The sequence below is a fragment of the Streptomyces sp. NPDC091682 genome, from assembly GCF_044756625.1.
GTDB lineage: Bacteria > Actinomycetota > Actinomycetes > Streptomycetales > Streptomycetaceae > Streptomyces.
This window is the reverse complement of sequence record NZ_JBIVTH010000001.1, coordinates 1-20954: the sequence shown is the minus strand read 5'-3', so window position 1 is coordinate 20954 and position 20954 is coordinate 1. Positions and strand designations below refer to the sequence as shown.

Here is a 20954-nt window from a genome sequence, read left to right as displayed (position 1 = left end):
ATGGCGAAGCGAATCGACGTCTCCGGACTGTCCGCCTTCTACGGCACCCACAAGGCCATCGACGACATCTCGATGACCGTGGAGCCCCGCTCCGTAACGGCCTTCATCGGCCCCTCCGGCTGCGGCAAGTCCACCTTCCTGCGCACCCTCAACCGCATGCACGAGGTCACCCCCGGCGGCCGCGTCGAGGGCAAGGTCCTGCTGGACGACGAGAACCTGTACGGCACCGGCGTGGACCCCGTCGCGGTCCGCCGCACGGTCGGCATGGTCTTCCAGCGCCCGAACCCCTTCCCCACCATGTCGATCTTCGACAACGTGGCGGCGGGCCTGCGGCTGAACGGCAAGTTCAAGAAGTCCGAGCTCACGGACATCGTCGAGAAGTCGCTCCAGGGCGCCAACCTCTGGAACGAGGTCAAGGACCGCCTGAACAAGCCCGGCTCCGGCCTCTCCGGCGGCCAGCAGCAGCGTCTGTGCATCGCCCGCGCCATCGCGGTCGAGCCCGCGGTCCTGCTGATGGACGAGCCCTGCTCCGCCCTGGACCCGATCTCCACCCTGGCGATCGAGGACCTGATCGGCGAGCTCAAGGAGCGCTTCACGATCGTCATCGTGACGCACAACATGCAGCAGGCGGCCCGCGTCTCGGACCGCACCGCCTTCTTCAACCTCTCGGCCGTCGGCCAGCCCGGCAAGCTCATCGAGCTCGACGACACGGACCGGATCTTCTCGAACCCGTCCGTCCAGGCGACCGAGGACTACATCTCGGGTCGCTTCGGCTAAACCGGGACAGGCGTCCTGCGGTGCTGCATGGCGGTGCCACCGCAAGGCGAAAGAAAGAAAGAAAGAGGGCCGGCTCCCCCTGGGTGGGGGGAGCCGGCCCGCTTTTCGTTCCGGGAACTACGCGAACGCCAGGTCCACGACCCAGAAGCACAGCGCAGCGACCACGGCCGCGGCCGGCATCGTGATGAACCAGCCCAGGATGATGTTCTTGGCGACGCCCCAGCGGACCGCGTTCACGCGCTTGGTCGCGCCCACACCCATGATCGCCGAGGTGATCACGTGGGTGGTGGAGATCGGCGCGTGGAAGAGGTACGCCGAGCCGAACATGATCGAGGCGCCGGTGGTCTCGGCCGCGAACCCCTGCGGGGGGTCCAGCTCGATGATCTTGCGGCCGAGCGTACGCATGATGCGCCAGCCACCCGCGTACGTACCCAGCGACAGCATCACGGCGCACACGACCTTGACCCAGACCGGGATCGGCGCATCCGCGCTCTGCACGTCGGCGATGACCAGGGCCATCACGACGATGCCCATCGTCTTCTGCGCGTCCTGCAGACCGTGGCCGAGCGCCATCGCGGCCGCCGAGACCGTCTGCGCGATACGGAATCCGTGCTTCGCCTTGTGCGGGTTGGACCGGCGGAACATCCACAGGATGGCCACCATCACCAGGTAGCCGACGACCAGACCGACGACCGGCGAGACGAACATCGGGATGACGACCTTGTCGAGGACCCCCGACCAGATCACCTCCGTGCCGCCGGCCAGGGCCGCGCCCACCATGCCGCCGAACAACGCGTGCGAGGAAGACGAGGGCAGCCCGAAGTACCAGGTGATCAGGTTCCAGACGATCGCACCGACCAGCGCCGCGAAGAGGATCCACATGCCCGTGGATCCGGTGGGCGTCTCGATCAGGCCCTGGCTGACCGTCTTGGCCACGCCGCTGCCCAGGAAGGCGCCGGCGAGGTTCATCACGGCCGCCATCGCCAGCGCCGCCCGCGGGGTCAGCGCCCTCGTCGAAACGGACGTCGCGATCGCGTTCGCCGAGTCGTGGAAACCGTTCGTATATGTGAAGCCGAGCGCGACACCGATGGTCACGACCAGAGCAAAGGTGTCCACGAGGTTCAGGACTCCTTGACCGCGATGGTCTCCACCGTGTTCGCAACGTGCTCGAACGCGTCGGCCGCCTCTTCGAGCACGTCGACGATCTGCTTGAGCTTCAGCACCTCGATGGCGTCGTACTTGCCGTTGAAGAGCTGGGCGAGCAGCTTGCGGTGGATCTGGTCGGCCTGGTTCTCAAGGCGGTTGACCTCGATCCAGTACTCGGTGAGGTTGTCCATCGTCCGCAGGTGCGGCATGGCCTCCGCGGTCAGCTCGGCCGCCCGCGCCAGCACCTCGATCTGCTGCTCGACACCCTTGGGGAGCTCCTCCACGTTGTAGAGGACGACGAGGTCGACGGCCTCCTCCATGAAGTCCATGATGTCGTCGAGCGACGAGGCCAGGTTGTAGATGTCCTCGCGGTCGAACGGCGTGATGAAGGAGGAGTTCAGCTGGTGGAAGATCGCGTGAGTGGCGTCGTCCCCCGCGTGCTCTGCTGCCCGCATCCGCTCCGCGATCTCGGCCCGGGCGGAGGCATCCGCTCCGAGCAGTTCCATCAGGAGCTTGGAGCCCGTGACGATGTTGTCCGCGGATGCGGCGAACATGTCGTAGAAGCTCGTCTCCCTGGGGGTCAGACGAAATCGCACGTGAGGTCCTCGGGGTGCATCGGATTCGGTCAGGCTGATGCTAGGCGCATCCCCCGGCCACGGCTAACCGGCCGTTCCCCAGTGTGCTCCATCGGGCAGAGTGAGGACCACGGGCCCCTGCCCCGCAGGGCAGAGCCCAGTATCCTATACCCATGAGGGGTATGCGTTCGGCATGCACCCCTCATTCCGGACCACGGGAGGACGTATGACGACCATCGAGGCGGAGGGCTCCGGAGCCGTCCACGGCTACCACCACCAAAAGGACGAGCACCTCAAGCGACTGCGCCGGATCGAGGGCCAGATCCGCGGCCTCCAGCGGCTCGTCGACGAGGACGTCTACTGCATCGACATACTCACCCAGGTCTCGGCGAGCACGAAGGCACTGCAGTCCTTCGCGCTCCAGCTGCTGGAGGAACACCTGCGGCACTGCGTCGCCGACGCCGCGGTCAAGGGCGGCGCCGAGATCGACGCCAAGGTCGAGGAAGCCACCAAGGCAATCGCCCGCCTCCTGCGCACCTGAGCGGCAGCCGACGGACAGGGCACACCCGCGAGCCCACGAGCCCCGCCGGGAGGTGAACGGCCGACTAGTGCCCGAGCAGGACCTCGTCGATCCGGTCCAGGCTGAGCCGCTCCTCCGCGGCCGCCGAGGCGGCGATGATCAGCTCACCGCACAACTCGATCTCGGCGAGAGCAACGTGGTCCTGCACCGTCGTACCGCCTGCGGGAGTCACGCGCGTGTCACCTCAATCTGCCACCGGCCACCGGCCGTCATCGGTCATACCGCACCGCACCACGCGCCGGCGCCCGGCTTCTCAGCGTAGGGAGGCCGGGCCGTCCCCCGCATGACACGGATGGACCATTTCCGGATACCGGGCCGTGGCCCGATCGCGCCGCCCACTCCCCGCCCGCCCCACTAGTCCGAGATCTTTCCGGCGTAAATGTCCCCGCTTGCGGGCAATACGACGGTCACCGGAGTCCCGAACCCGTACAGCAGCGTGGTGGAGGACACATCGATCACGCCATTGTTGACGTACGTGAACCGGTGTCTGACCTTCCGCAAGCGCCCCTCCTCGTCGAGGTAGGCGTCGAACGGCACCGTGTCCGTGCTGAACCCTTTCGCCGCCGCCTCCAGTACCCCCTTCACCTCCGGCGACGCGCTCCCCGCGGCCCGCCCGATGTCGGTGGTCCCCCGGTAGTGCCGCACCTTCGTGCCCGCCACCTCGGTCTCCCCCACGTACGTCACCTCCTGCGCGCCCTTCAGCAGCTCGGCCGCGACCAGCGGATCGGTGGCCCCGCCCGTGACCAGGTTCCCGTCGTTCAAGGTCGTCGTGTCGACCCTGACCCACTTGTCGTCCGGGACGCCCGCGCCGCGGTTCTTCATGTAGAGCGCGCCCGGCACGAGCAGCTCCGTGATGGGCCGGTGCTCGGCCTTGCCCTTCACATCGGCCGGGAGCATCACAAGGAGCTGGCCCATCCGCTTCTTGAAGTCGACCCCGCCCTCACCGCGGATCGTGACCCGGGTGCCGCCCGTGGCCATCTCCATGGCCGTACGGGCCCGGGCGCTGCCGGTTCTCGCCAGTGCGTCGGCGGCCCCGCGGACCACCGCCGCCGCGTCCACCGGAGGTCGGCCGTCGCCCGCGTCGCCCGCACACCCGGTCATCGTCGTGACCGCCAGGGTGACGCCGGCGGCGAGCACCGCCTCACCCGCACGCCCGCGCGGCCGCCTGAGCTGGTGATCCACCATCGCCTGCCAACCCCCAACGCATGACCGCTGCTTGCCCGAGGCCCCCACCCGCTCCGCTTAACGAGGTCAGGGGTTTCCCGTCACGGGGACGCACCCTCCCCGCGCGCCGCCCGCCCCGGTACCGTGGACCCGTGGAACCGCACACCGAAGCGAGGCCGGCCCCTCCGCTTGACTCCCTGCCGCTCCCGCGGCCGCACGCACAGCCGGAAGCACCGGCCGGCCACATCACATCCACCGCGGACCGCGGGTCGTTCTGTCTGGCCGTCTGCACCTGCGGCTGGAGGGGGCCGGCCCGCCGCTCCCGCGACCTGGCCCGCAGGGACGCGACCCGCCACACGGAGTCGTAGCTAGACCGTTCGGACCGCCCGGCTGGCCGGGGCGCGCCACAGCGGATGCCCTTGACCCATGCCAGGTTCCGCAGACCGCCTCGCGACCCTCCTCTGGGCCCTGCTCATCGTGTCCGCCCCGGCTTCCGCTGCCTGGGCCGGGCCCGTGGGCTCGGCGGACAGCCCTGCCGACGTGACCCTGGCCATCGGGCTCACCTCGGCCGCAGCCGCGGCGACCGGTTGGTGGCTGCGTTCCCGGTACCGCCGCGACACCGACGGCGGTGATCCCTGATGCCCCGCACCCGCACCCGCTCCGGCTCCCGGACGCGCTCGCGGCCGAAGGCGGTGCGGGTGTTCTTCGGGGCGGCGCTGCTGTGCCTGCTGGCCGCCGCGCTGCTCGCCGTGTGGAACGCGTACGCGCAGAGCTGATCCCGGCCGCACCGGGTGCGCCGTCAGGCGGCGAGGTCGCTCTCGTGCGTACGCTGCCCCGCGGGCGGGGTCGGTGCCTGCGGGAGGCCGACCGGCCGGGGCAGCGCCGGGTTCTCGGCCCGTACGAGCCAGCCACCGCGCCGGGAGCGGGCCACCGCCCGCACCACCGGGGTCAGCGCCGCCATCGCGAGCGGCGCGAGCAGGAGCACCACGGCGGTGCCGAGCGCGAGGCCGCCGATGACGTCGGTCGGGTAGTGGATGCCCATGTAGACCCGGCACAGGCCCTCGACGAAGGCCAACCCGATCCCTAGGAGGCCGAACTTCCGGTTCGCCACGAACAGGCCCACGCCCAGGGCCATCGCGAGCGTGGTGTGACCGCTGACGAAGGAGAACTCGGTGCGCCCGAGCCCCCACCCCCAGCCGGGATCGATCACTTGCAGGCCCTCGTGTTGGCGGAACGGCCGCTGCCGCCCCACGAATTCGCGCAGCGGCACGTTCACGAGCAGCGCCAGTACGGCGGCCAGCGGGGCCCAGACGAGTGCGGCGAAGGTCTCGACGGTGGTGGCCCCGTCCTGCCGGCGGGTCCCGTGCCAGCACCACAGGACCAGGAGCACCAGGGCCAGCAGGATCCCGTACTCCCCGGCCAGGCTCACGACCCGGTCCAGCCACGCCGGGGCGTGCCGGGCGGCTCCGTTGATCTCGTACAGCAGGCTGACATCCACGTTCGGCCCACCTGTTGTGAGTCCAGCCATGGTGATGCGGCCCCTTGCCCTTGCCGTGGTTCTCCTGCGGAACGCACCCCTGTGTGCGCCCCTCCGCCCCCCACTTGATCAACCCCCGCGTTCATGGAACGCCCGTTCTGGCTCCTGCGTTCCATTCTCCACGCAATGATCACTCCAACGTTATCGAAGAGTGACCCATCGTCGCAGCTCAGGGCCTTTGCATTACGGAGAGTTGCTAAGGCGCCGGAGTGGCGGCGGGGCGCGTCGGAAGGGCCTCCGCACCGTCCTTGGTCACGCGCGTCGCGCCGAAGTAGTCAGGGGTGTCGATCTTGTCGAACCGGATGACGGCGCCGGTGTACGGGGCGTTGATCATGTACCCGCCGCCCACGTAGAGCCCGACGTGCCGGATCTCCCGAGAGTTCGTCAGATCGTCGGAGAAGAAGACGAGGTCACCGGGCAGGAGTTGATCGCGGGTGGGGTGCGCCCCGGCGTTGTACTGGTCGTTCGCCACTCGCGGCAACTCGATCCCCACGGTCTCGTACGCAGCCTTGGTCAAGCCGGAACAGTCGAACCGCCCGTCCTGATCGGGCGTCCCGTTCCCACCCCACAGATACGGCGTCCCGAGCTGCTTCTGCGCGAAGTAGATCGCCCCGGCGGCCTGTTGCGAGGGCGCCACCCGCCCGACGGGCCGCGCGAAGCTCTTCTCCAGGGACCTGATGGACTTCACGTAGCCCTGCGTCTCGCTGATCGGAGGCACGCCCCCGGCCTTGATCACGCGATAGGGGCCGGCGTTGTAGGCGGCGAGCATATTGTCAGAACGATCCCCCGGTACTTGGGCGACGTCCTTGGCGAGTTGGCAGTCGTACGAAGCGGCCGAGGGAATGGCGTCCTTGGGATCCCAGATGTCACGATCGCCGTCACCGTCACCGTCGACACCGTAAGTGGCCCAGGTTCCGGGGATGAACTGGGCGATGCCGCGCGCGTCGGCGTGACTCACCACGTTCGGCTTCCAGCCGCTCTCCGTGTAGAGCTGCGCTGCCAGCAGCGCCGGGTTGAGAGCGGGGCAAAGGTTTCCCCACTTCTCCACCAGCGGCTGGTAGACCGCCGGAACCGACCCCTTGACCAGTCCAACGGCACCTTGCCTGCCGCCGTTCGCGATCCCTGCCGCCGCCGAATACGTGCCGACGACCAGCAGGGCCACGAAGGTCAGGCACGCACCGATCCCGAGCCCGCTTGCCATCCAGAACTTGCGCACTCGTCAACAGTGCCTCATCGAACGTCACCTGACAGTGGATTCGTCAGCCAGACCCGGCACTATTTCACCGGAAAGCCGGTGCAATAGACACTGCTGTACTCCTTGATCCCCCGGACCCGGTAGACGAGCACAGTCCAGTCGCCGGGGTCGTTGGCGAGCGGGATGGCCGGAAACTTCTTCTTCGTTCCCTCGTTGTCCACCAACTGCGTGGCGAAGTCGTCCGGATACGTGAGCTCCACCTCGCCCCCGGTGGCCGGGTCCTTCAGGTCGACCGGCTTGCTGGTGTAACCGATGCTGTGGTTGTAGTCCTTGACGAACTCGTAGGGGCGCTGGGTGGTCACGTCGATCTCGTGCGGGGCCTTGACCCCGACGGAGACCGCGTAGGCGCCCTTCTCCGTGTTGTACGGCTTCAGATACACACGGATCTTGACCTTGCCCGTGACCGTCTGCGCGGTCGGGTCGTCGGCGTCGACGACGGAACCCACGAGGAACTCCGCCCGCTCCTCCGCGGGCAGACTGCAGCCCCCACCACCCGGACCGCCTCCGGTCCACAGGTCCCGCGACACCTTGTTCGGCTCGATGTGGTCGGGCACGGCCTCCGAACCACCTGCTCCGCCCCCGGAGGAGGCGGAGGGGCTCGAAGCCGGCTGGCCGGCACCGGACGGTCCGGACGGTCCGCCCGGCGTGGCCGGGCTGCTCGGAGCACCCCCCGCCCGCGACCCTCCCCCGGCCTCCTCGCCGTCCCCGTCCTTGAGGAACAGGTACCCGCCGGTGACGAGGCCGCCCACCGCCAGACCGCTGACGGCCGCCAGCGCCCACCGCGGCGGACGCCGCCAACCGGCACCCTGGACCTGCCCCTGACCCTGGTCCTGGGTCTGGCCGGCGGGAACGTACGTCGGCACGTAGCCCGAGCCGACCGGCAGCCCCGGGCCGATCGTGGACGGCAGCCCCGGCACCTGCGCGGCCCCGCCCGCGGCCCTGGTCAACGCCGCGTACACCGGGTCGTCGACCAGGGCCGAGTCCACCGCACAGCGCCGGATGATCTCGGCGAGAACGGGCCGGGCCCCCGGCTCCGTCGCCACGCAGGCCTTGACCAGCGCGGCCAGGTCCGGCTCCACGCCCTCGACGTCGATCTCGCCGTGGACCGCACGGAAGTTGACGGTGGTCGGGTCCCCCACCCCGTACGGTGCCCGGCCCGTCGCCGCATAGGCGATCGTGGCGCCCAGCGCGAAGACGTCCGCGGCATCCGCCGCCTCGCCCCGCAACAACACCTCGGGAGCCGTGTAACCGGGAGTGCCCGGAGCAGTGCCGTCCTGCGTGAGAGCCGTCTCGGCCACGCCCTTGGCGATGCCGAAGTCGATCAGCTGCGGCCCCTGCGAGCCCAGGATGACGTTCTGCGGCTTGAGGTCCCGGTGCGTCACCCCGTACGCGTGCACACTGGCCAGGCCCTCCGCCAGCGCGGCGAACAGCCTGCGGCACGCGGCGGCGGGCAGAGCACCGTACGCACGCACCGCGTCGCTCAGGGTCGGCCCGGCCACGTACTCGGTGGCGAGCCAGTAGGGAGGCGCCGCCAGCGAGGCGTCGATCAGGTTCGCGGTGTACGCGGAGCGCACCGCGCGGACCGTCTCGACCTCCCGGCGGAACCGCGCGAGGGCCTCCGGATGCCCGGTGATCTCTTCCTTGATCACCTTGATGGCGACCAGCCGGCCACCCGGTGACCGCCCGAGGTACACCTGCCCCATGCCACCGGCGCCGAGCCGGGCCAGCAGTGCCTGCGCCCCGATGTGCGCGGGATCCGTATCTCTGAGGGCCTCCATCCGCACGAGCCTGCCACACCCACGCCCCCGCCCTGACAAGGGGGTTGGATTGTCCGGGCCGTCGTTACCGGGGTGCCACGAACAAACTCTGCGCGCTCCGCCCGATGGGCCCCTTCTCATCGTGCAGCAGCGCGTCCGCCAGCCCGATCCCGGCCGCGTCCACACTCGTACGGGCCTCCACGCACGCCCACTCGCCCACCGGATGGCGGTGCAGGTGGACGGTCAGGTCACCGTTGATGAAGACGTACCGCCCGAAGTCCATCACCGAACTGATCCCGTTCCCCGAATCGGCGGCGATCAGCACCCGGTCCAGCGGCCTGGTCTCCTCACCGGCGATGAGCGGCACCTTCATCCGCATCCAGCAGGTACCGGGACCCAGCTCGACGAAGGCGCCCTCGGTGAACCGGGTCTCCATGGCCGAGTGGTAGCCCGTCTCCCACGGCACCGGGAAGAACGGCGTCACCTCCACCTCCCCGGGCGGCGGCAACTGCGGCCCCGGGACCACGGCCGGAACGGCCTCCTCCGCGACCCGGATCCGCAGGGCCCGCGCCAGCATCACGGGCGCGCCGCCCGCCGGCGCGAGGGCCGCCTCGACCACCTCGGTCCCGCGCCCGGCCCGCAGCACACTGGTGGTGACCTCCAGCTCGCCAATCGGCACCGGGCGCAGGATCTCGTACGTGATCCGGGCGGTCCGCATGTCCGTCCGCGCACCCGGCCGCTCCTCGACGGCCCGCCCGAGCAGCGCGGCCGGCGGCCCGGCATGCTGCGAGCCCGGGTCCCACGGCCCCCGCGTGTACTCGGTGGCCAGGAACCGCCCGGCATCGACCCTCTCGAAGAACCCCTCGACAGCACCCATACCGGCCACGCTACCGACAGGTAACTCCGTGCACCAGACCCGGCGGTCCACTCAACGGGCGAACCCCAACCCCACCCCCAGCCCCACCAGCACCGACCCGATGGCCCGGTTCAGCGCCTTCTGCGCCTTCAGCATCCGGTCGCGCAGCCGTGAGACGGAGAAGAACAGCGCCACCGCCCCGAACCAGCCCAGGTGCGCCGCCGACATGAACAGCCCGTAGCCCACCTGCTGCCACACCGGCGTCTGCGGGTTCACCACCTGCGTGAAGGTCGACACCACGAACAGCGTCGTCTTCGGATTGAGCACATTGGTCAAGAACCCCGACCGCATCGCCCCCAGCCGGGTCAGCTGCGGCTTCGACTCCAGGTCGACGGTCACCTCGGCCCGCGCCCGGAAGGTGCGTATCCCGATCCACACCAGATAGGCCGCACCCGCCAGCTTGATCACGGTGAACAGCGCGGTGGAGGAGGCGATCAACAGACCGACCCCGAGCATCGTGTAGGAGACGTGGACCAGCACCCCGGCCGCGACCCCGGCGGCGGCGAACAGCCCGGTGGGGCGCCCGTAGAGATAGCTGTTGCGGACCACCATGGCGAAGTCGGCACCGGGACTGATCACGGCGAGGAGGGTAATAACAGCGACTGCAATCACTTCTGTCATACGGGGATGCTCACCGCCGCCGCCCCGTGGATCAAGACCCCGAGCACCCGACGCGACGGGGGACAATGGACAACGTGCCGAATACCCCCGCCGCCGACCTCCCCACCCCCCTGCCCGTCCTGCAGGCCGACTGCGCGAACTGCTTCGCGCTGTGCTGCGTCGCACTGCCCTTTGCCAAGTCCAACGACTTCGCCGTGAACAAGCCCGCCGGAACTCCCTGCAAGAACCTCCAGCAGGACTTCCGCTGCGGCATCCACACCCGGCTGCGCGACAAGGGCTTCCAGGGCTGCACGGTCTTCGACTGCTTCGGTGCGGGCCAGCAGACCTCCCAGGTCACCTTCGGAGGCCGCGACTGGCGCACCCACCCGGGCACGGCCCGCCAGATGTTCGAGGTCTTCCCCGTGCTGCGGCAGCTGCACGAGCTGCTGTTCTACGTCAGCGAATCCCTGACCCTCCCGGCCGCCGGCCCGGTCCACGCGGAGCTGCGCCGGACCCTGGCGGAGACGGAGGAATGGACCCGCGCCGACGCCCGGGCCCTGACCGACCTGGACGTCGGCCCCCTCCGCCAAAAGATCAACACGCTGCTCCTGAAGACCAGTGAACTCGTACGGGCGAAGGTGCCGGGCCGCAAGAAGAACCACCGCGGCGCCGACCTGATGGGCGCGCGCCTGGCGGGAGCCGACCTCCGCGGCGCGAACCTCCGCGGCGCCTACCTGATCGCCGCCGACCTCTCCCGCGCCGACCTCCGCACGGCCGACCTGATCGGCGCGGACCTCCGCGACACCAACCTGCGCGGAGCGGACCTCCGCGACGCCATCTTCCTGACCCAATCCCAACTCAACGCAGCCCAGGGCGACCCCACCACCCAAATCCCCCCCACCCTCACCCGCCCCACCCACTGGACCTAAGCCCCCAGCCCGGCAACCCCAGCCCCGCCGGCACTCGCGGCCCGGGGCCGGGGGGGCGGAGCCCCACTCCCTCCAGCCCCGCCGGCGTTTGAGGCCCGAGACCCGGAGGCGAAGCCCCGGCAACGGCGCCGCACCTGTCCGCCCTCACCGCGGCGACGGCGACGACGGCGGCCCTCACACCCGCTCCAAAAACCCCCGCACGGCAGCGCAGAACCCCTCCTGGTCCCCGACCCGCACCGCATGCCCCGCCGGCAGCTCCACCAACCGCACCCCCGCCCTCCGCACCGTCATCTCCCGCGCAAGCTCCGCCGACAACACCCCGCTCCGATCCCCCCGCACCAGCAGCGTCGGCTTCCGCACCTCCAGCCAGTCCCCCCAGTGGTCCCCGTTCAGCGCCCGCTGGGACTCCACCATGTCCTCCACCTCGAACGCGGTCCCCCACCCGTCCGGATACTCCTGCAGGGACCCCTCCAGATGCGGCGCCGCACTCCCCACCCCCGCCAGGAACCCGGCCCGGGTCGCGGCCCGTCTCGGCCACTCCCGCACGAACGACAGGTCGTCGTCGACCACCGCCCCGATGTCCTCGACCACCACCGCCCGCACCAGATCCGGCCGCCTCGCCGCGAGCTGGTACGCATTGACCCCGCCCAGCGAATGCCCCAGCACCACCGCCGGCCCCAGCCCCAGCTGCTCCAGCAGGGCCGCCGCATCCGCCACGTACCCCTCCCGCGTGTACTCCGCCGCCCGATCGGACCTCCCGTGCCCCCGCTGGTCCAGGGCGATCACCCGCCACGCCGGACCGAGCTCCCGGGCCAGGCGCTCGAAGGCCCCGGTTCCCTCCTGGAAGTGCCCGTGCAACGCCAGCAGCGGCGCCCCCGGCCCCCCGAAATCCGTATAGGCGAGCCGCCGCCCGTCCTGCATCACCAGCGTCCCCGGCAACGGCCCCAGCTTGTCGATGACCCGCTGCCGCAACAGCTGGTACTCCTCCCAACGCCTGCGCAACCGCCCGCCCGGCCGCTTCACGATCCGCCCCGGCGTAACCGTCTCCCCCCGCCGGAACTGCTCCCGCGTCAGATCGATCCGGATCCCCCCGGGCAACAGGTTCCACCAGTGGTAGCCCTCCTGCCGACCCTCGTGGAACACCTCGCCCAGCATCAGGTCCCCGCCCACGAGGTCCTGCACCACGAGGGCCGTGATGTCACAGTGCCCCCAAGCCGGATTCTCCGGAGTCCAGGGGATCTTGGTGATGTCGGAGGGCTCACAGGTCCCGGCCGACCATCCCGCCCGGATGGCCGCCTCGAGGTCCGCGAGAGTCCATGGAGTCGTCATGCTCCCCAGCCTGCCGCACCCCACTGACAACCCCACCGCCACGCCCTCGCGCACCGATGGAACGACTGGAAGAGGATCGGACGCATGTCGGCGGGCCGGCCCAACGACACGCCGTACCACTGCTCCGAACGGCGGCCCCTCACCCCACCCCCCGTACGTCGAGACGACAATCATTGCCCGGCGTCACCCTCCGTGATACACAGAGTGACCGCACGTTCTCGCGCATGCACGCCGCCCTCGCCCAGGTCAGAGCGCGGAAGCGGAGCACGGGCCGCGAGATCGAGTAAAGAGAGCCGTCAAGTCGACGACGGCGGCGGTTTCATCAGCGAAGATAGTGCGTGACCCCTGCCGTCGGGCGAGGGGCTTCCGGAACTACCCATACAGGGGCGGTGAGTTACATGATCCTGGCAGCCGAAAAGGGCGACATCACCACCATCATCGGCGGAATCGCCCCGAACTGGGGGCCTTTCGGCAGTCTCGGCAACGAAGCGAAGGTCATGATCGAGGTGGTCATGGCCGTCGCGATCCTGCTCTGCCTGGGCATCGCCATCTGGGGGGCGGCCAAACAGCGCATCGGAGCGACCGCCCTGCGCGACACGTTCAGCGCGGAACAGGGCAAGGGCCTGATCGTGGCCGGACTCACCGGAGTCTTCATCATCGGCTCCCTCGGGACGCTGTTCACGATCGTCTACGGGATGGCCGTCTAGCCGGGCCACGCGCCGGGCCCCGTAGCTGATGACGCATCACCACACCACATCCACGCGGGAACCAGCGCTACCGTCGTACGACGCGGAGGGGGCGGACAGGCAATGAGCAACGACGACGACCAGTACGGCGGCGCCGGCGGCTACGGCGAGGTCGGCGGCACCGGCCAGACCCGCACCCGCCTCCCGGACCCCCCGGCCGACCCCTACGGCCCCGTCCGCCGCACCCCCCGCACCTCCCGCAGCCTGATCACGGTGGTCGGCGTGGTGGTCCTCCTGATCGCCGCCATCGCCTTCGCCAACTCGACCCCGGACACCCCCTCGGACCCCGCCTCGGACAAACCCCCGACGGACTCCTCCACGGCGGCCTCGGGCACGAACCCGGTGACGGGCAAATCGGCGGGCATCCCCAAGGGCTTCGCCCAGGACGAACAGGGAGCCCAGTCAGCCGCCGCCAACTTCGCGGTCGCACTGGGTTCTGACGGCATGTTCAAGAAGAACTCCCGGCACGCCCTGGTGGACGGAATCTACACACCTGACGTGGCAGCCCGCATCAAGGGCCCGCAGGACGAGGCGTACTCGGCCGACTTCCTCGCGAAGCTGGGACTCGACGCCAACGGCAACGCCCCGCAGGGCAGCACCTTCGTCACCCGTACCGTTCCGATCGGCACCCGCGTCGAGAGCTACACGCCGACCACGGCCAAGATCGCCGTCTGGTACACCGGTCTGATCGGCATGTCCGGCCCCCAGTCCACCGACCCGGTGCGGACGCTCTGGAAGACCTGGACCTTCGAACTGAGCTGGATCGGCGAGGGTTGGAGAGTCCTCGACGACACCCAGCAGGACGGGCCCGCCCCGGTTCCCGGCGACGTCCCTGTTTCGACGTCGGACGACATGAGCAAGGCCATCAAGGAATTCGGGGGATTCACCTATGCCCGCTAGCCTCCGGCTCCCCGCCCGGCTGGGCCTGATCGCCTCCGCCCACCTCGCCGTCGTCGCCATGGCGTCCGCCGCACACGCCGCTCCCACGCCGACCCCGACAGCGACGCCGACACCGTCCCCCTCGGCACCGGCCGCGAACAAGAACTGCGATCTCCTGTTCGGCTCGGCCAAGGACTACTGCCTCAAGGGCGACGGCGCAGAATCCGGCGGAGCCTCCGGCAGAGGCCTCGACTCCACCGGCGGAGAGGCCCTCAACCCCCTAGCCTCCCTGGCCCGCGGCTGCGCCGACGCCGCCGCCTGGATCGTCACCAAACTCAGCGAAGCGGTCAAGGGCTCGGCCGAGGTCGACTTCACCAACCCCGCCTTCCTCAAGCAGTACTCCGTCGTCTTCGCCGCCTCCACCATCCTCACCCTCGTCCTGTGGCTCTTCGCCGTCGCCAAGCGAGCCGTCCGCGGCGTCCCCCTCACCACCGCCATGTCCGAAGCCATCGGCTTCCTCTGGCTCACCGTCCTCGCCTCCGCCTTCACCCCCCTCATCCTCTACACCGTCGTCTCCGCCACCGACGGCGTCACCGCCGTCATCGCCTCCACCACCGGCGGCCAGACCGACGTCTTCTTCGGCTCCTTCACCGAAGCCCTCAAGAAGGGCGACGACATCGGCGGCGGCCCGATCATGCTGATCGTCGTCGCGCTCGTCACCGTCCTCGCCGCCGGCGTGCTCTACCTGGAGCTGTTCATCCGGGCCGCCCTCCTCTACGTCGGCGCCCTCCTCGGCGTCGTCGTCTACTCCGGGCTCGTCGACCGCAACCTCTGGGGCCACGTCCGCCGCTGGGCCGGCATCATGATCGCCGTCATCCTCGTCAAGCCGGTCATCGTCATCGTCCTCGGCCTCGCCGGCGCCCTGACCGGCGAAAAGGGCCCCAACGCCTTCTCCGCCGTCGTCACCGGCCTCGCCATCATCCTCCTGGCGATCTTCGCCTCCGCGATGATCTACCGCTTCGTGCCCGGCTTCGGCGACGAAATCGCCTCCGCCCACTCCAACCGCAGCAAGGCCACCGACGGCGCCCAGGCGGCCGCCGTCATCAGCTCCCCGGCCTCCCTCGTCTCGCAGGGCATCAAGACCCACAGCAGCCGCGGCGCCCACCGCGGCGGCGACGGCAGCAGCAGCGGCAACCACGCGCCCCGCCCCGCCAACCCCCTCTCCGGAGGCGTGGCCGCCCACAGCAGCCGACCCACCTCCGGCGGCGGAGCCGGCGGCGGATCTGTCCCCTCCGCCGCACCCCCGCCCCGCACGAGCTCGAGCACGAGGAACACAGGAGGTGACGGGCGTTGACGACCCAGTCCCACCAGCTGCACCCGGTCGCGCCCCGCCGCACGTATCTCATCGGCCGCGCCCGGCCGAACGCGATCGTCGGCAAGAACCGCGAGACCGGCGAAATCGCCCTGATCATCGCCGGGGCGTTCCTCGGCATGATGAGCGGACTGCTCGTCCCCGACCTCACCCTGCGCATCGTCAGCCTCGCCGGCTTCCCCATGGTCGCGCTCGCCGCCGTGTACGTCCCGTACAAGGGCCGCACCTTCTACCGCTGGTTCGAGATCAACCGCAGCTACAAGCGGACCCTGCGCCGCGGTACGACCTACCGCTCGGGCGCCATGGAAGCCGGCATCCGCGGCTCCGACGGCCGCGAGGTCGAGGTCGGCCCGCCCCCCGGCATCGGCCGCATCAACTGGCTCGCCGCCCCCTTCGGCCCCGACGAGATCGCCGTCCTCCTCCACGCGGACCGCCGCACCGTCACCGCCGCCATCGAGATCGAGGGCCCCGGCGTCGGCCTGCGCGACAGCGAGGACCAAGAAGCCCTCGTCGACCGCTTCGGCACCCTCCTCAAGCACGTGGCCAACGGCGACGGCTTCGTCACCCGCCTCCAGATGCTCGCCCGCACCCTCCCCGCCGACCCCGACGCGCACGCCAAGGACGTCGCCCAGCGCGGCGACACCCAGGCCCCCGGCTGGCTCCGAGACTCCTACGACCAGCTCCAGTCGATGGTGTCCACCTCCTCCGAGCAGCACCGCGCGTACCTCGTCGCCTGCATGCACTACACGCGCGAACTCGCCGCCGAGGCCAACGCCATCGCCCGCGCCGGCACCCCCCACAAGGGCCGCAAGATCGACCGCGACACCGGCCTCGCCATCGTCATGGCCCGCGAACTCACCGACATCTGCGCCCGCCTCGCCGAGGCCGACATCCGCGTCCGCCAGCCCCTCGGCCAGGGCCGCCTCTCCTCCCTCGTGCACTCCATGTACGACCCGGACCACCCCATCGACCACATCCAGGCCATGACCAAGCGCAACGCCTGGCCCGCCGAGCTCGACGCCGTCGAGCCCACCTTCCTCCAGGCCAAGACCCGCGAATCCTCCACCCGCGCCCCCTGGTGCCACGCCACCGCCTGGGTCAAGGAATGGCCGATGACGCCCGTCGGCGTCAACTTCCTCGCCCCACTGCTCGTCCACACCCCGGACGTGATCCGTACGGTCGCCGTCACCATGGACCTGGAGCCCACCGAGGTCGCCATCGAGCGCATGCTCACCGAGAAGACCAACGACGAGGCCGACGCCTCCCGAGCCGCCAAAATGAACCGGACCGTCGACCCCCGCGACATCGCCGCGCACGGCCGGCTCGACCAAAGAGGTGAAGATCTCGCCAGCGGTGCGGCGGGAGTCAACCTCGTCGGGTACATCACGGTGTCCTCGCGTTCGCCGGAGGCCCTCGCCCGCGACAAGCGGACGATCCGCGCCTCCGCCGGCAAGTCCTACCTGAAGTTGGAATGGTGCGACCGCGAGCACCACCGCGCCTTCGTCAACACCTTGCCGTTCGCCACCGGCATCCGACGCTAGCTGGAGGGAAGTGCCGCCCATGCGAGATCCCATGTCCGCCCTGACGGACGCCTTCACCAGCTTCCTCTTCGGCAAAGTCGAAACCACGCGCCTGCCCGTACGCACCTCCACCGGGCAGGCGCAAGCCGTCTACCTGCCCACCGCGGCCCCCGGCCTCGGCGACTCCGGTGTCATCATCGGCCGCGAGGTCTACAGCGGCAAGGGCTACATCTACGACCCCTTCCAGCTGTACGGCCAGCAGCTCCCGGCCCCCCACTGGCTGGTCCTCGGCGAATCCGGAAACGGAAAGTCAGCCCTCGAAAAGACCTACGTCCTGCGCCAGCTCCGCTTCAAGGACCGCCAGGTCGTCGTCCTCGACGCCCAGGGCGAGGACGGCGTCGGCGAATGGAACCTGATCGCCCAGCAGCTGGGGATAACCCCCATCCGCCTGGACCCCATCGCCGCCAACGACGACGGGATCCGCCTCAACCCCCTCGACCCGGCCATCACCGCGACCGGCCAGCTCGCGCTGCTCCGGACCATCATCGAGGTGGCCATGGGCCACGGCCTCGACGAGCGCGCCGGCTTCGCCCTCAAGGTCGCGCACGCCTACGTCGTCGACACCATCCGCGACCGCCAGCCCGTCCTCACCGACATCGTCGAGCAACTGCGCCACCCCGAGGCCGAATCCGCCCTCGCCATGAACGTCGACATAGACGATGTCCGGGCCTGGGGCCTCGACGTCGCGCTCGTCATCGACCGACTCGTCGACGGCGACCTGCGCGGCATGTTCGACGGCCCCACCACCGTCGGCATCGACCTCGACTCGCCCCTCATCGTCTTCGACCTCTCCCACATCGACCGCAACTCCATCGCGATGCCGATCCTCATGGCGATCGTCGGCGTCTGGCTCGAGCACACCTGGATCCGCCCCGACCGGAAGAAGCGCATCTTCCTCGTCGAGGAGGCCTGGCACATCATCAACAGTCCCTTCGTCGCCCAGCTGTTCCAGCGCCTGCTGAAGTTCGGCCGCCGCCTCGGCCTGTCCTTCGTCGCCGTCGTCCACCACCTCTCCGACGTCGTCGACGGCGCCGCCGCACGCGAAGCCGCGGCCATCCTCAAGATGGCCTCGACCAGAACGATCTACGCCCAGAAGGCGGACGAGGCCCGCTCCACCGGCCGCGTACTGGGCCTCCCGCGCTGGGCGGTGGAAATCATCCCGACCCTCACCCCCGGCATCGCGGTCTGGGACGTCAACGGCAACGTCCAGGTGGTCAAACACCTGATCACCGAAGCCGAACGCCCCCTCGTCTTCACCGACCGCGCCATGACCGAGTCCTCCACCCCCAGCCACCTCCCCGCCGACCTGCTCGCCGCCGAACTGGAGGCGGAGGAACGGGCCCTGTCCATCGAACGCCGCCGCGGCGGCGGTCCCGGATCCGCGACCACGGTGGCCTGACCATGCACGAGGCACGACGTACGGAGCCCCCCGCACGCGGCGGCGGCATCCCGGACGGCCTCCTGGTCGGCCTCCTGGCCTTCCTCCTGGGCCTCGCCGTCCTCGTCTGGTCGGCCACCGGCCTCGCGGCCCTCTTCGCGAACGGCACCTGGCCCGACACCGTCACCTTCACCCGGACCCCGGGAGCCGTCCGCGCCCTGATAGCGCAACCGCACGACATCCCCGCCGCCTGGCCGGACACCGACCCGGCAGCCCTGTCGGGCTGGGGCCTGTTCTGGGGCCTGTTCGTCAGCCAACTCCTGGTGATGTTCGTACTCACCGTCTTCGCCATCGGCGTGATCGCCCGCACCAAATCCCGCCGCGCCCTGGCCAAGCAGGCGGCACAGGTCCCCGCACCGGCACCAGCACATCCAGCCCCGCCGGCATTTGAGGCGCGGGGGCCCGGGGGCAGCACCCCCGGCGGCTCGCCCGCACCAGCGGCCACCGCACCAGCCGCCACCGCCCCGGCGGACGAGGCCTACCGCTACGGCTTCGGCTACGCCCCCCGGCCGGCCGCCACCGCCACCACCCTCACGCCCACCGATACGGCAGCGAACGGGATCGCGTACGGCGGCCCGAACGACCGCCTGCGCGCCGCGGCCCACCGCATCGGCGAAGTCGAGGGGGCGGCGCTCGTCGTCACCTCCTCCCCCACCCTCTGGGCCGAAACCAAGGACGCCCGCGCCAAACTCGGCCCGGTCCTCCTCTACGACCCCTCCCACCTGTGCGACACCCCGGCCCGCATGCACTGGAACCCGGCCGAGGGCTGCACCGACCGCGACACCGCCGCCGCCCGCGCAATCGCCCTGCTGGCCCCCGTACGCCCCCAGGCCCGCATGGACGCAGCGGTCGCCGACACCGCGGAGACCCTCCTGCGCAGCTGGCTCCAGGCCGCCGCCCTCGAGGGCCGCCCGTTCAAACTGCTCCACCGCTGGGCCCAGGGCAACAGCGCCCAGGAACCGGTCCGCGTCCTGCGCACCCACCCCCAGGCCGCCCCCGGCACGGCCGGCGAACTGGAGAGCGCCCTCACCGCCCACCCCGAACGCCGCGAGCTCGCACTGAACCTGACGGCCCGTGCCCTCTCCTGCCTGACCTCGATCCACATCCGCGAGGCCTGCAACTCGAACCGTGCCGATGCCCTCGCCCTGGCATCATTCGTCGCCGAAGGGGGCACCCTCTACCTGGTGGGTGAAGCTCTGGAGGATCCCCGCACCCACCCGGGTGCGATGCCCCTGCTCACCGCACTCGCCTCTCACGTGGTCGAGCACGGCCGCCGCATGGCCGCACGGTCATCCCACGGTCGGCTCGACCCACCACTGACCCTGGTGCTGGACGACGTGGCCGCCGTGGCCCCGATCCCCCAGTTCCCGGAACTCCTGACCGAGGGAACGCTCCCCCTGCTCGCCCTCTGCCGCAGCCGCGAACAGGCCCGCTCCCGCTGGCCGGAAGCCGCCCTCACCTAGAGGACCCACTCCCCGGCGACGAGCGTTCCCCACGTGTCCGTGTCGAAGCAGCACGCGCGCCGCCTTCCCACCGGAGCGTGCTCTTCCTTCCTCACGCGCCTGACGCGCCTGACGCGCCTGCGCCGGGCCCGGCCGGCCGCACGTAGACGTACTCCCGTTCCTTGGCGCCCGTCTCCAGTGGTATCAGCAGGCCGCTCGCCTCGAAGCCGTACCGCCGGTAGAAGCTCTCCGCCCTCGGGTTGTCCTCGTGCACGAACAGCCGCACCCGCTCGGTCGCCGGCTCCTCCAGCGACCAGGCCCATTCGAGCCCGGCGTCGAACAGCCTCTCCACGAGCCCGCTCCCCCGCTGCTCGGGTCGTACGAACACCCCGACCACGTGGCCCTGCTGCTGCTCGATGGGCTCGCCGAAGTAGTCGGCGCCACCCTGCGCCTCGATGAGCACGGTCACGGACCCGACCCACCGTCCGTCCGCGGCCTCGGCGATGAACTGCCGGGCGCCCCGCCCCTCGGCGGCCCCCGCGGCACGCTGCTGCCAGTACGCGTCGCCCTGGGCGAGGGCCCCCTCCTCGGTCTCCAGGAATGCCACGGCCGCAGCCGGATCCCGGAGCGCCACCAGACGCAGCTCCTTGACCTTTTCCCACTCGTCGCCCCGCACGGCCCTGATCACATAGTCATCGCTCATGCCCGGGATCTTAACGACGTACCATCACCGGCTCACCTGCGTTTCCCGGCTCCGACATCCGATCCGGCCGGTGAACGCAGAAAAGCCCCGCACCGAACCCATAAAGGGCTGGTGCGGGGCTTCCGCAATAATTGTTCGGCGGCGTCCTACTCTCCCACAGGGTCCCCCCTGCAGTACCATCGGCGCTGAAAGGCTTAGCTTCCGGGTTCGGAATGTAACCGGGCGTTTC

22 protein-coding genes and 1 rRNA gene are annotated in these 20954 nt (G+C 70.3%); 11 read left to right on the top strand and 12 right to left on the bottom strand.

The window, feature by feature from the left end:
- Positions 1 to 777 carry a phosphate ABC transporter ATP-binding protein PstB gene (gene pstB / locus ACIQK6_RS00115; RefSeq protein ID WP_402694028.1) on the top strand — a complete coding sequence of 259 codons (777 nt, stop codon included), beginning with the start codon at positions 1 to 3 and terminating at the stop codon, positions 775 to 777.
- Between the two features lie 117 nt (positions 778 to 894).
- Here pstB and ACIQK6_RS00110 read toward each other — a convergent pair whose 3' ends face one another.
- Both ACIQK6_RS00110 and ACIQK6_RS00105 read right to left on the bottom strand, forming a co-directional pair.
- Positions 895 to 1893 carry an inorganic phosphate transporter gene (locus ACIQK6_RS00110; RefSeq protein ID WP_329100492.1) on the bottom strand — a complete coding sequence of 333 codons (999 nt, stop codon included), beginning with the start codon at positions 1891 to 1893 and terminating at the stop codon, positions 895 to 897.
- A 5-nt stretch (positions 1894 to 1898) separates the two neighbouring features.
- Positions 1899 to 2519 carry a DUF47 domain-containing protein gene (locus tag ACIQK6_RS00105; protein WP_307621268.1) on the bottom strand — a complete coding sequence of 207 codons (621 nt, stop codon included), beginning with the start codon at positions 2517 to 2519 and terminating at the stop codon, positions 1899 to 1901.
- 205 nt (positions 2520 to 2724) lie between these two features.
- Here ACIQK6_RS00105 and ACIQK6_RS00100 point away from each other — a divergent pair, with 205 nt between their 5' ends.
- Entirely contained in the window at positions 2725 to 3039 is a 315-nt protein-coding gene (locus ACIQK6_RS00100) for a metal-sensitive transcriptional regulator (RefSeq protein ID WP_301369574.1), read from the top strand.
- Positions 3040 to 3103: 64 nt separating this feature from the next.
- On the opposite strand, the gene ACIQK6_RS00095 is transcribed toward ACIQK6_RS00100, so the two are convergent.
- The gene (locus tag ACIQK6_RS00095; RefSeq protein ID WP_181382593.1) at positions 3104 to 3250 is read right to left on the bottom strand and encodes a hypothetical protein; all 147 of its coding nucleotides are present in this window, start codon (positions 3248 to 3250) and stop codon (positions 3104 to 3106) included.
- 182 nt (positions 3251 to 3432) lie between these two features.
- The gene (locus tag ACIQK6_RS00090) at positions 3433 to 4263 is read right to left on the bottom strand and encodes a hypothetical protein (protein WP_402694027.1); all 831 of its coding nucleotides are present in this window, start codon (positions 4261 to 4263) and stop codon (positions 3433 to 3435) included.
- Between the two features lie 405 nt (positions 4264 to 4668).
- Between ACIQK6_RS00090 and ACIQK6_RS00085 the strand changes: the two genes are divergently transcribed.
- Positions 4669 to 4881, top strand: a complete 213-nt coding sequence (locus tag ACIQK6_RS00085; RefSeq protein ID WP_329100485.1) for a hypothetical protein — start codon at positions 4669 to 4671, stop codon at positions 4879 to 4881.
- Positions 4881 to 5018, top strand: coding sequence for a hypothetical protein (locus tag ACIQK6_RS00080; RefSeq protein ID WP_329100483.1), 138 nt, complete (start codon positions 4881 to 4883; stop codon positions 5016 to 5018). The genes ACIQK6_RS00085 and ACIQK6_RS00080 overlap by 1 nt, the downstream gene beginning before the upstream one ends.
- Positions 5019 to 5041: 23 nt before the next feature.
- Here the strand turns inward: ACIQK6_RS00080 and ACIQK6_RS00075 are convergent, their stop codons facing one another.
- The 5 genes from ACIQK6_RS00075 to ACIQK6_RS00055 all read right to left on the bottom strand — a co-directional run bounded on the left by ACIQK6_RS00075 (position 5042) and on the right by ACIQK6_RS00055 (position 10328).
- Positions 5042 to 5770 (bottom strand): phosphatase PAP2 family protein, encoded by a 729-nt coding sequence (locus ACIQK6_RS00075; RefSeq protein ID WP_329100481.1) that lies wholly within the window; start codon positions 5768 to 5770, stop codon positions 5042 to 5044.
- 205 nt (positions 5771 to 5975) lie between these two features.
- A complete protein-coding gene (locus ACIQK6_RS00070; protein ID WP_329100479.1) occupies positions 5976 to 6995 on the bottom strand; it encodes a bifunctional lytic transglycosylase/C40 family peptidase in 1020 nt (339 codons plus the stop codon).
- A gap of 59 nt (positions 6996 to 7054) precedes the next feature.
- Complete coding sequence (locus ACIQK6_RS00065; protein WP_329100477.1) at positions 7055 to 8812, bottom strand: serine/threonine-protein kinase; 1758 nt, start codon at positions 8810 to 8812, stop codon at positions 7055 to 7057.
- Positions 8813 to 8876: 64 nt separating this feature from the next.
- Entirely contained in the window at positions 8877 to 9668 is a 792-nt protein-coding gene (locus tag ACIQK6_RS00060; protein WP_329100474.1) for a thioesterase family protein, read from the bottom strand.
- Between the two features lie 51 nt (positions 9669 to 9719).
- Positions 9720 to 10328 (bottom strand): LysE family translocator, encoded by a 609-nt coding sequence (locus ACIQK6_RS00055; RefSeq protein ID WP_266594954.1) that lies wholly within the window; start codon positions 10326 to 10328, stop codon positions 9720 to 9722.
- 65 nt (positions 10329 to 10393) lie between these two features.
- Here ACIQK6_RS00055 and ACIQK6_RS00050 point away from each other — a divergent pair, with 65 nt between their 5' ends.
- A complete protein-coding gene (locus ACIQK6_RS00050) occupies positions 10394 to 11236 on the top strand; it encodes a pentapeptide repeat-containing protein (protein WP_402694026.1) in 843 nt (280 codons plus the stop codon).
- Positions 11237 to 11410: 174 nt separating this feature from the next.
- Here ACIQK6_RS00050 and ACIQK6_RS00045 read toward each other — a convergent pair whose 3' ends face one another.
- Positions 11411 to 12565 (bottom strand): alpha/beta fold hydrolase, encoded by a 1155-nt coding sequence (locus tag ACIQK6_RS00045; RefSeq protein ID WP_402694025.1) that lies wholly within the window; start codon positions 12563 to 12565, stop codon positions 11411 to 11413.
- Between the two features lie 398 nt (positions 12566 to 12963).
- On the opposite strand from ACIQK6_RS00045, the gene ACIQK6_RS00040 reads away from it, so the two are divergent.
- The 6 genes from ACIQK6_RS00040 (at position 12964) to ACIQK6_RS00015 (ending at position 20043) form a co-directional block, all read left to right on the top strand.
- Positions 12964 to 13272: a hypothetical protein gene (locus ACIQK6_RS00040; RefSeq protein WP_008742356.1), complete on the top strand. Its 309-nt coding sequence runs from the start codon at positions 12964 to 12966 to the stop codon at positions 13270 to 13272.
- A gap of 102 nt (positions 13273 to 13374) precedes the next feature.
- Entirely contained in the window at positions 13375 to 14211 is an 837-nt protein-coding gene (locus tag ACIQK6_RS00035) for a hypothetical protein (protein ID WP_402694024.1), read from the top strand.
- Positions 14201 to 15544 (top strand): hypothetical protein, encoded by a 1344-nt coding sequence (locus ACIQK6_RS00030; protein WP_402694023.1) that lies wholly within the window; start codon positions 14201 to 14203, stop codon positions 15542 to 15544. Before ACIQK6_RS00035 ends, ACIQK6_RS00030 begins: the two co-directional genes overlap by 11 nt.
- Positions 15541 to 17103 (top strand): SCO6880 family protein, encoded by a 1563-nt coding sequence (locus tag ACIQK6_RS00025; RefSeq protein WP_329100463.1) that lies wholly within the window; start codon positions 15541 to 15543, stop codon positions 17101 to 17103. Before ACIQK6_RS00030 ends, ACIQK6_RS00025 begins: the two co-directional genes overlap by 4 nt.
- A gap of 19 nt (positions 17104 to 17122) precedes the next feature.
- A complete protein-coding gene (locus ACIQK6_RS00020; protein WP_402694022.1) occupies positions 17123 to 18541 on the top strand; it encodes an ATP-binding protein in 1419 nt (472 codons plus the stop codon).
- Between the two features lie 2 nt (positions 18542 to 18543).
- The gene (locus ACIQK6_RS00015; RefSeq protein ID WP_402694021.1) at positions 18544 to 20043 is read left to right on the top strand and encodes a type VI secretion protein; all 1500 of its coding nucleotides are present in this window, start codon (positions 18544 to 18546) and stop codon (positions 20041 to 20043) included.
- Positions 20044 to 20134: 91 nt separating this feature from the next.
- On the opposite strand, the gene ACIQK6_RS00010 is transcribed toward ACIQK6_RS00015, so the two are convergent.
- Together ACIQK6_RS00010 and rrf are read right to left on the bottom strand one after the other, a co-directional pair.
- Positions 20135 to 20725: a GNAT family N-acetyltransferase gene (locus ACIQK6_RS00010; RefSeq protein ID WP_402694020.1), complete on the bottom strand. Its 591-nt coding sequence runs from the start codon at positions 20723 to 20725 to the stop codon at positions 20135 to 20137.
- Positions 20726 to 20858: 133 nt separating this feature from the next.
- Positions 20859 to 20954 (bottom strand): 5S ribosomal RNA (gene rrf / locus ACIQK6_RS00005); the annotation flags it as partial.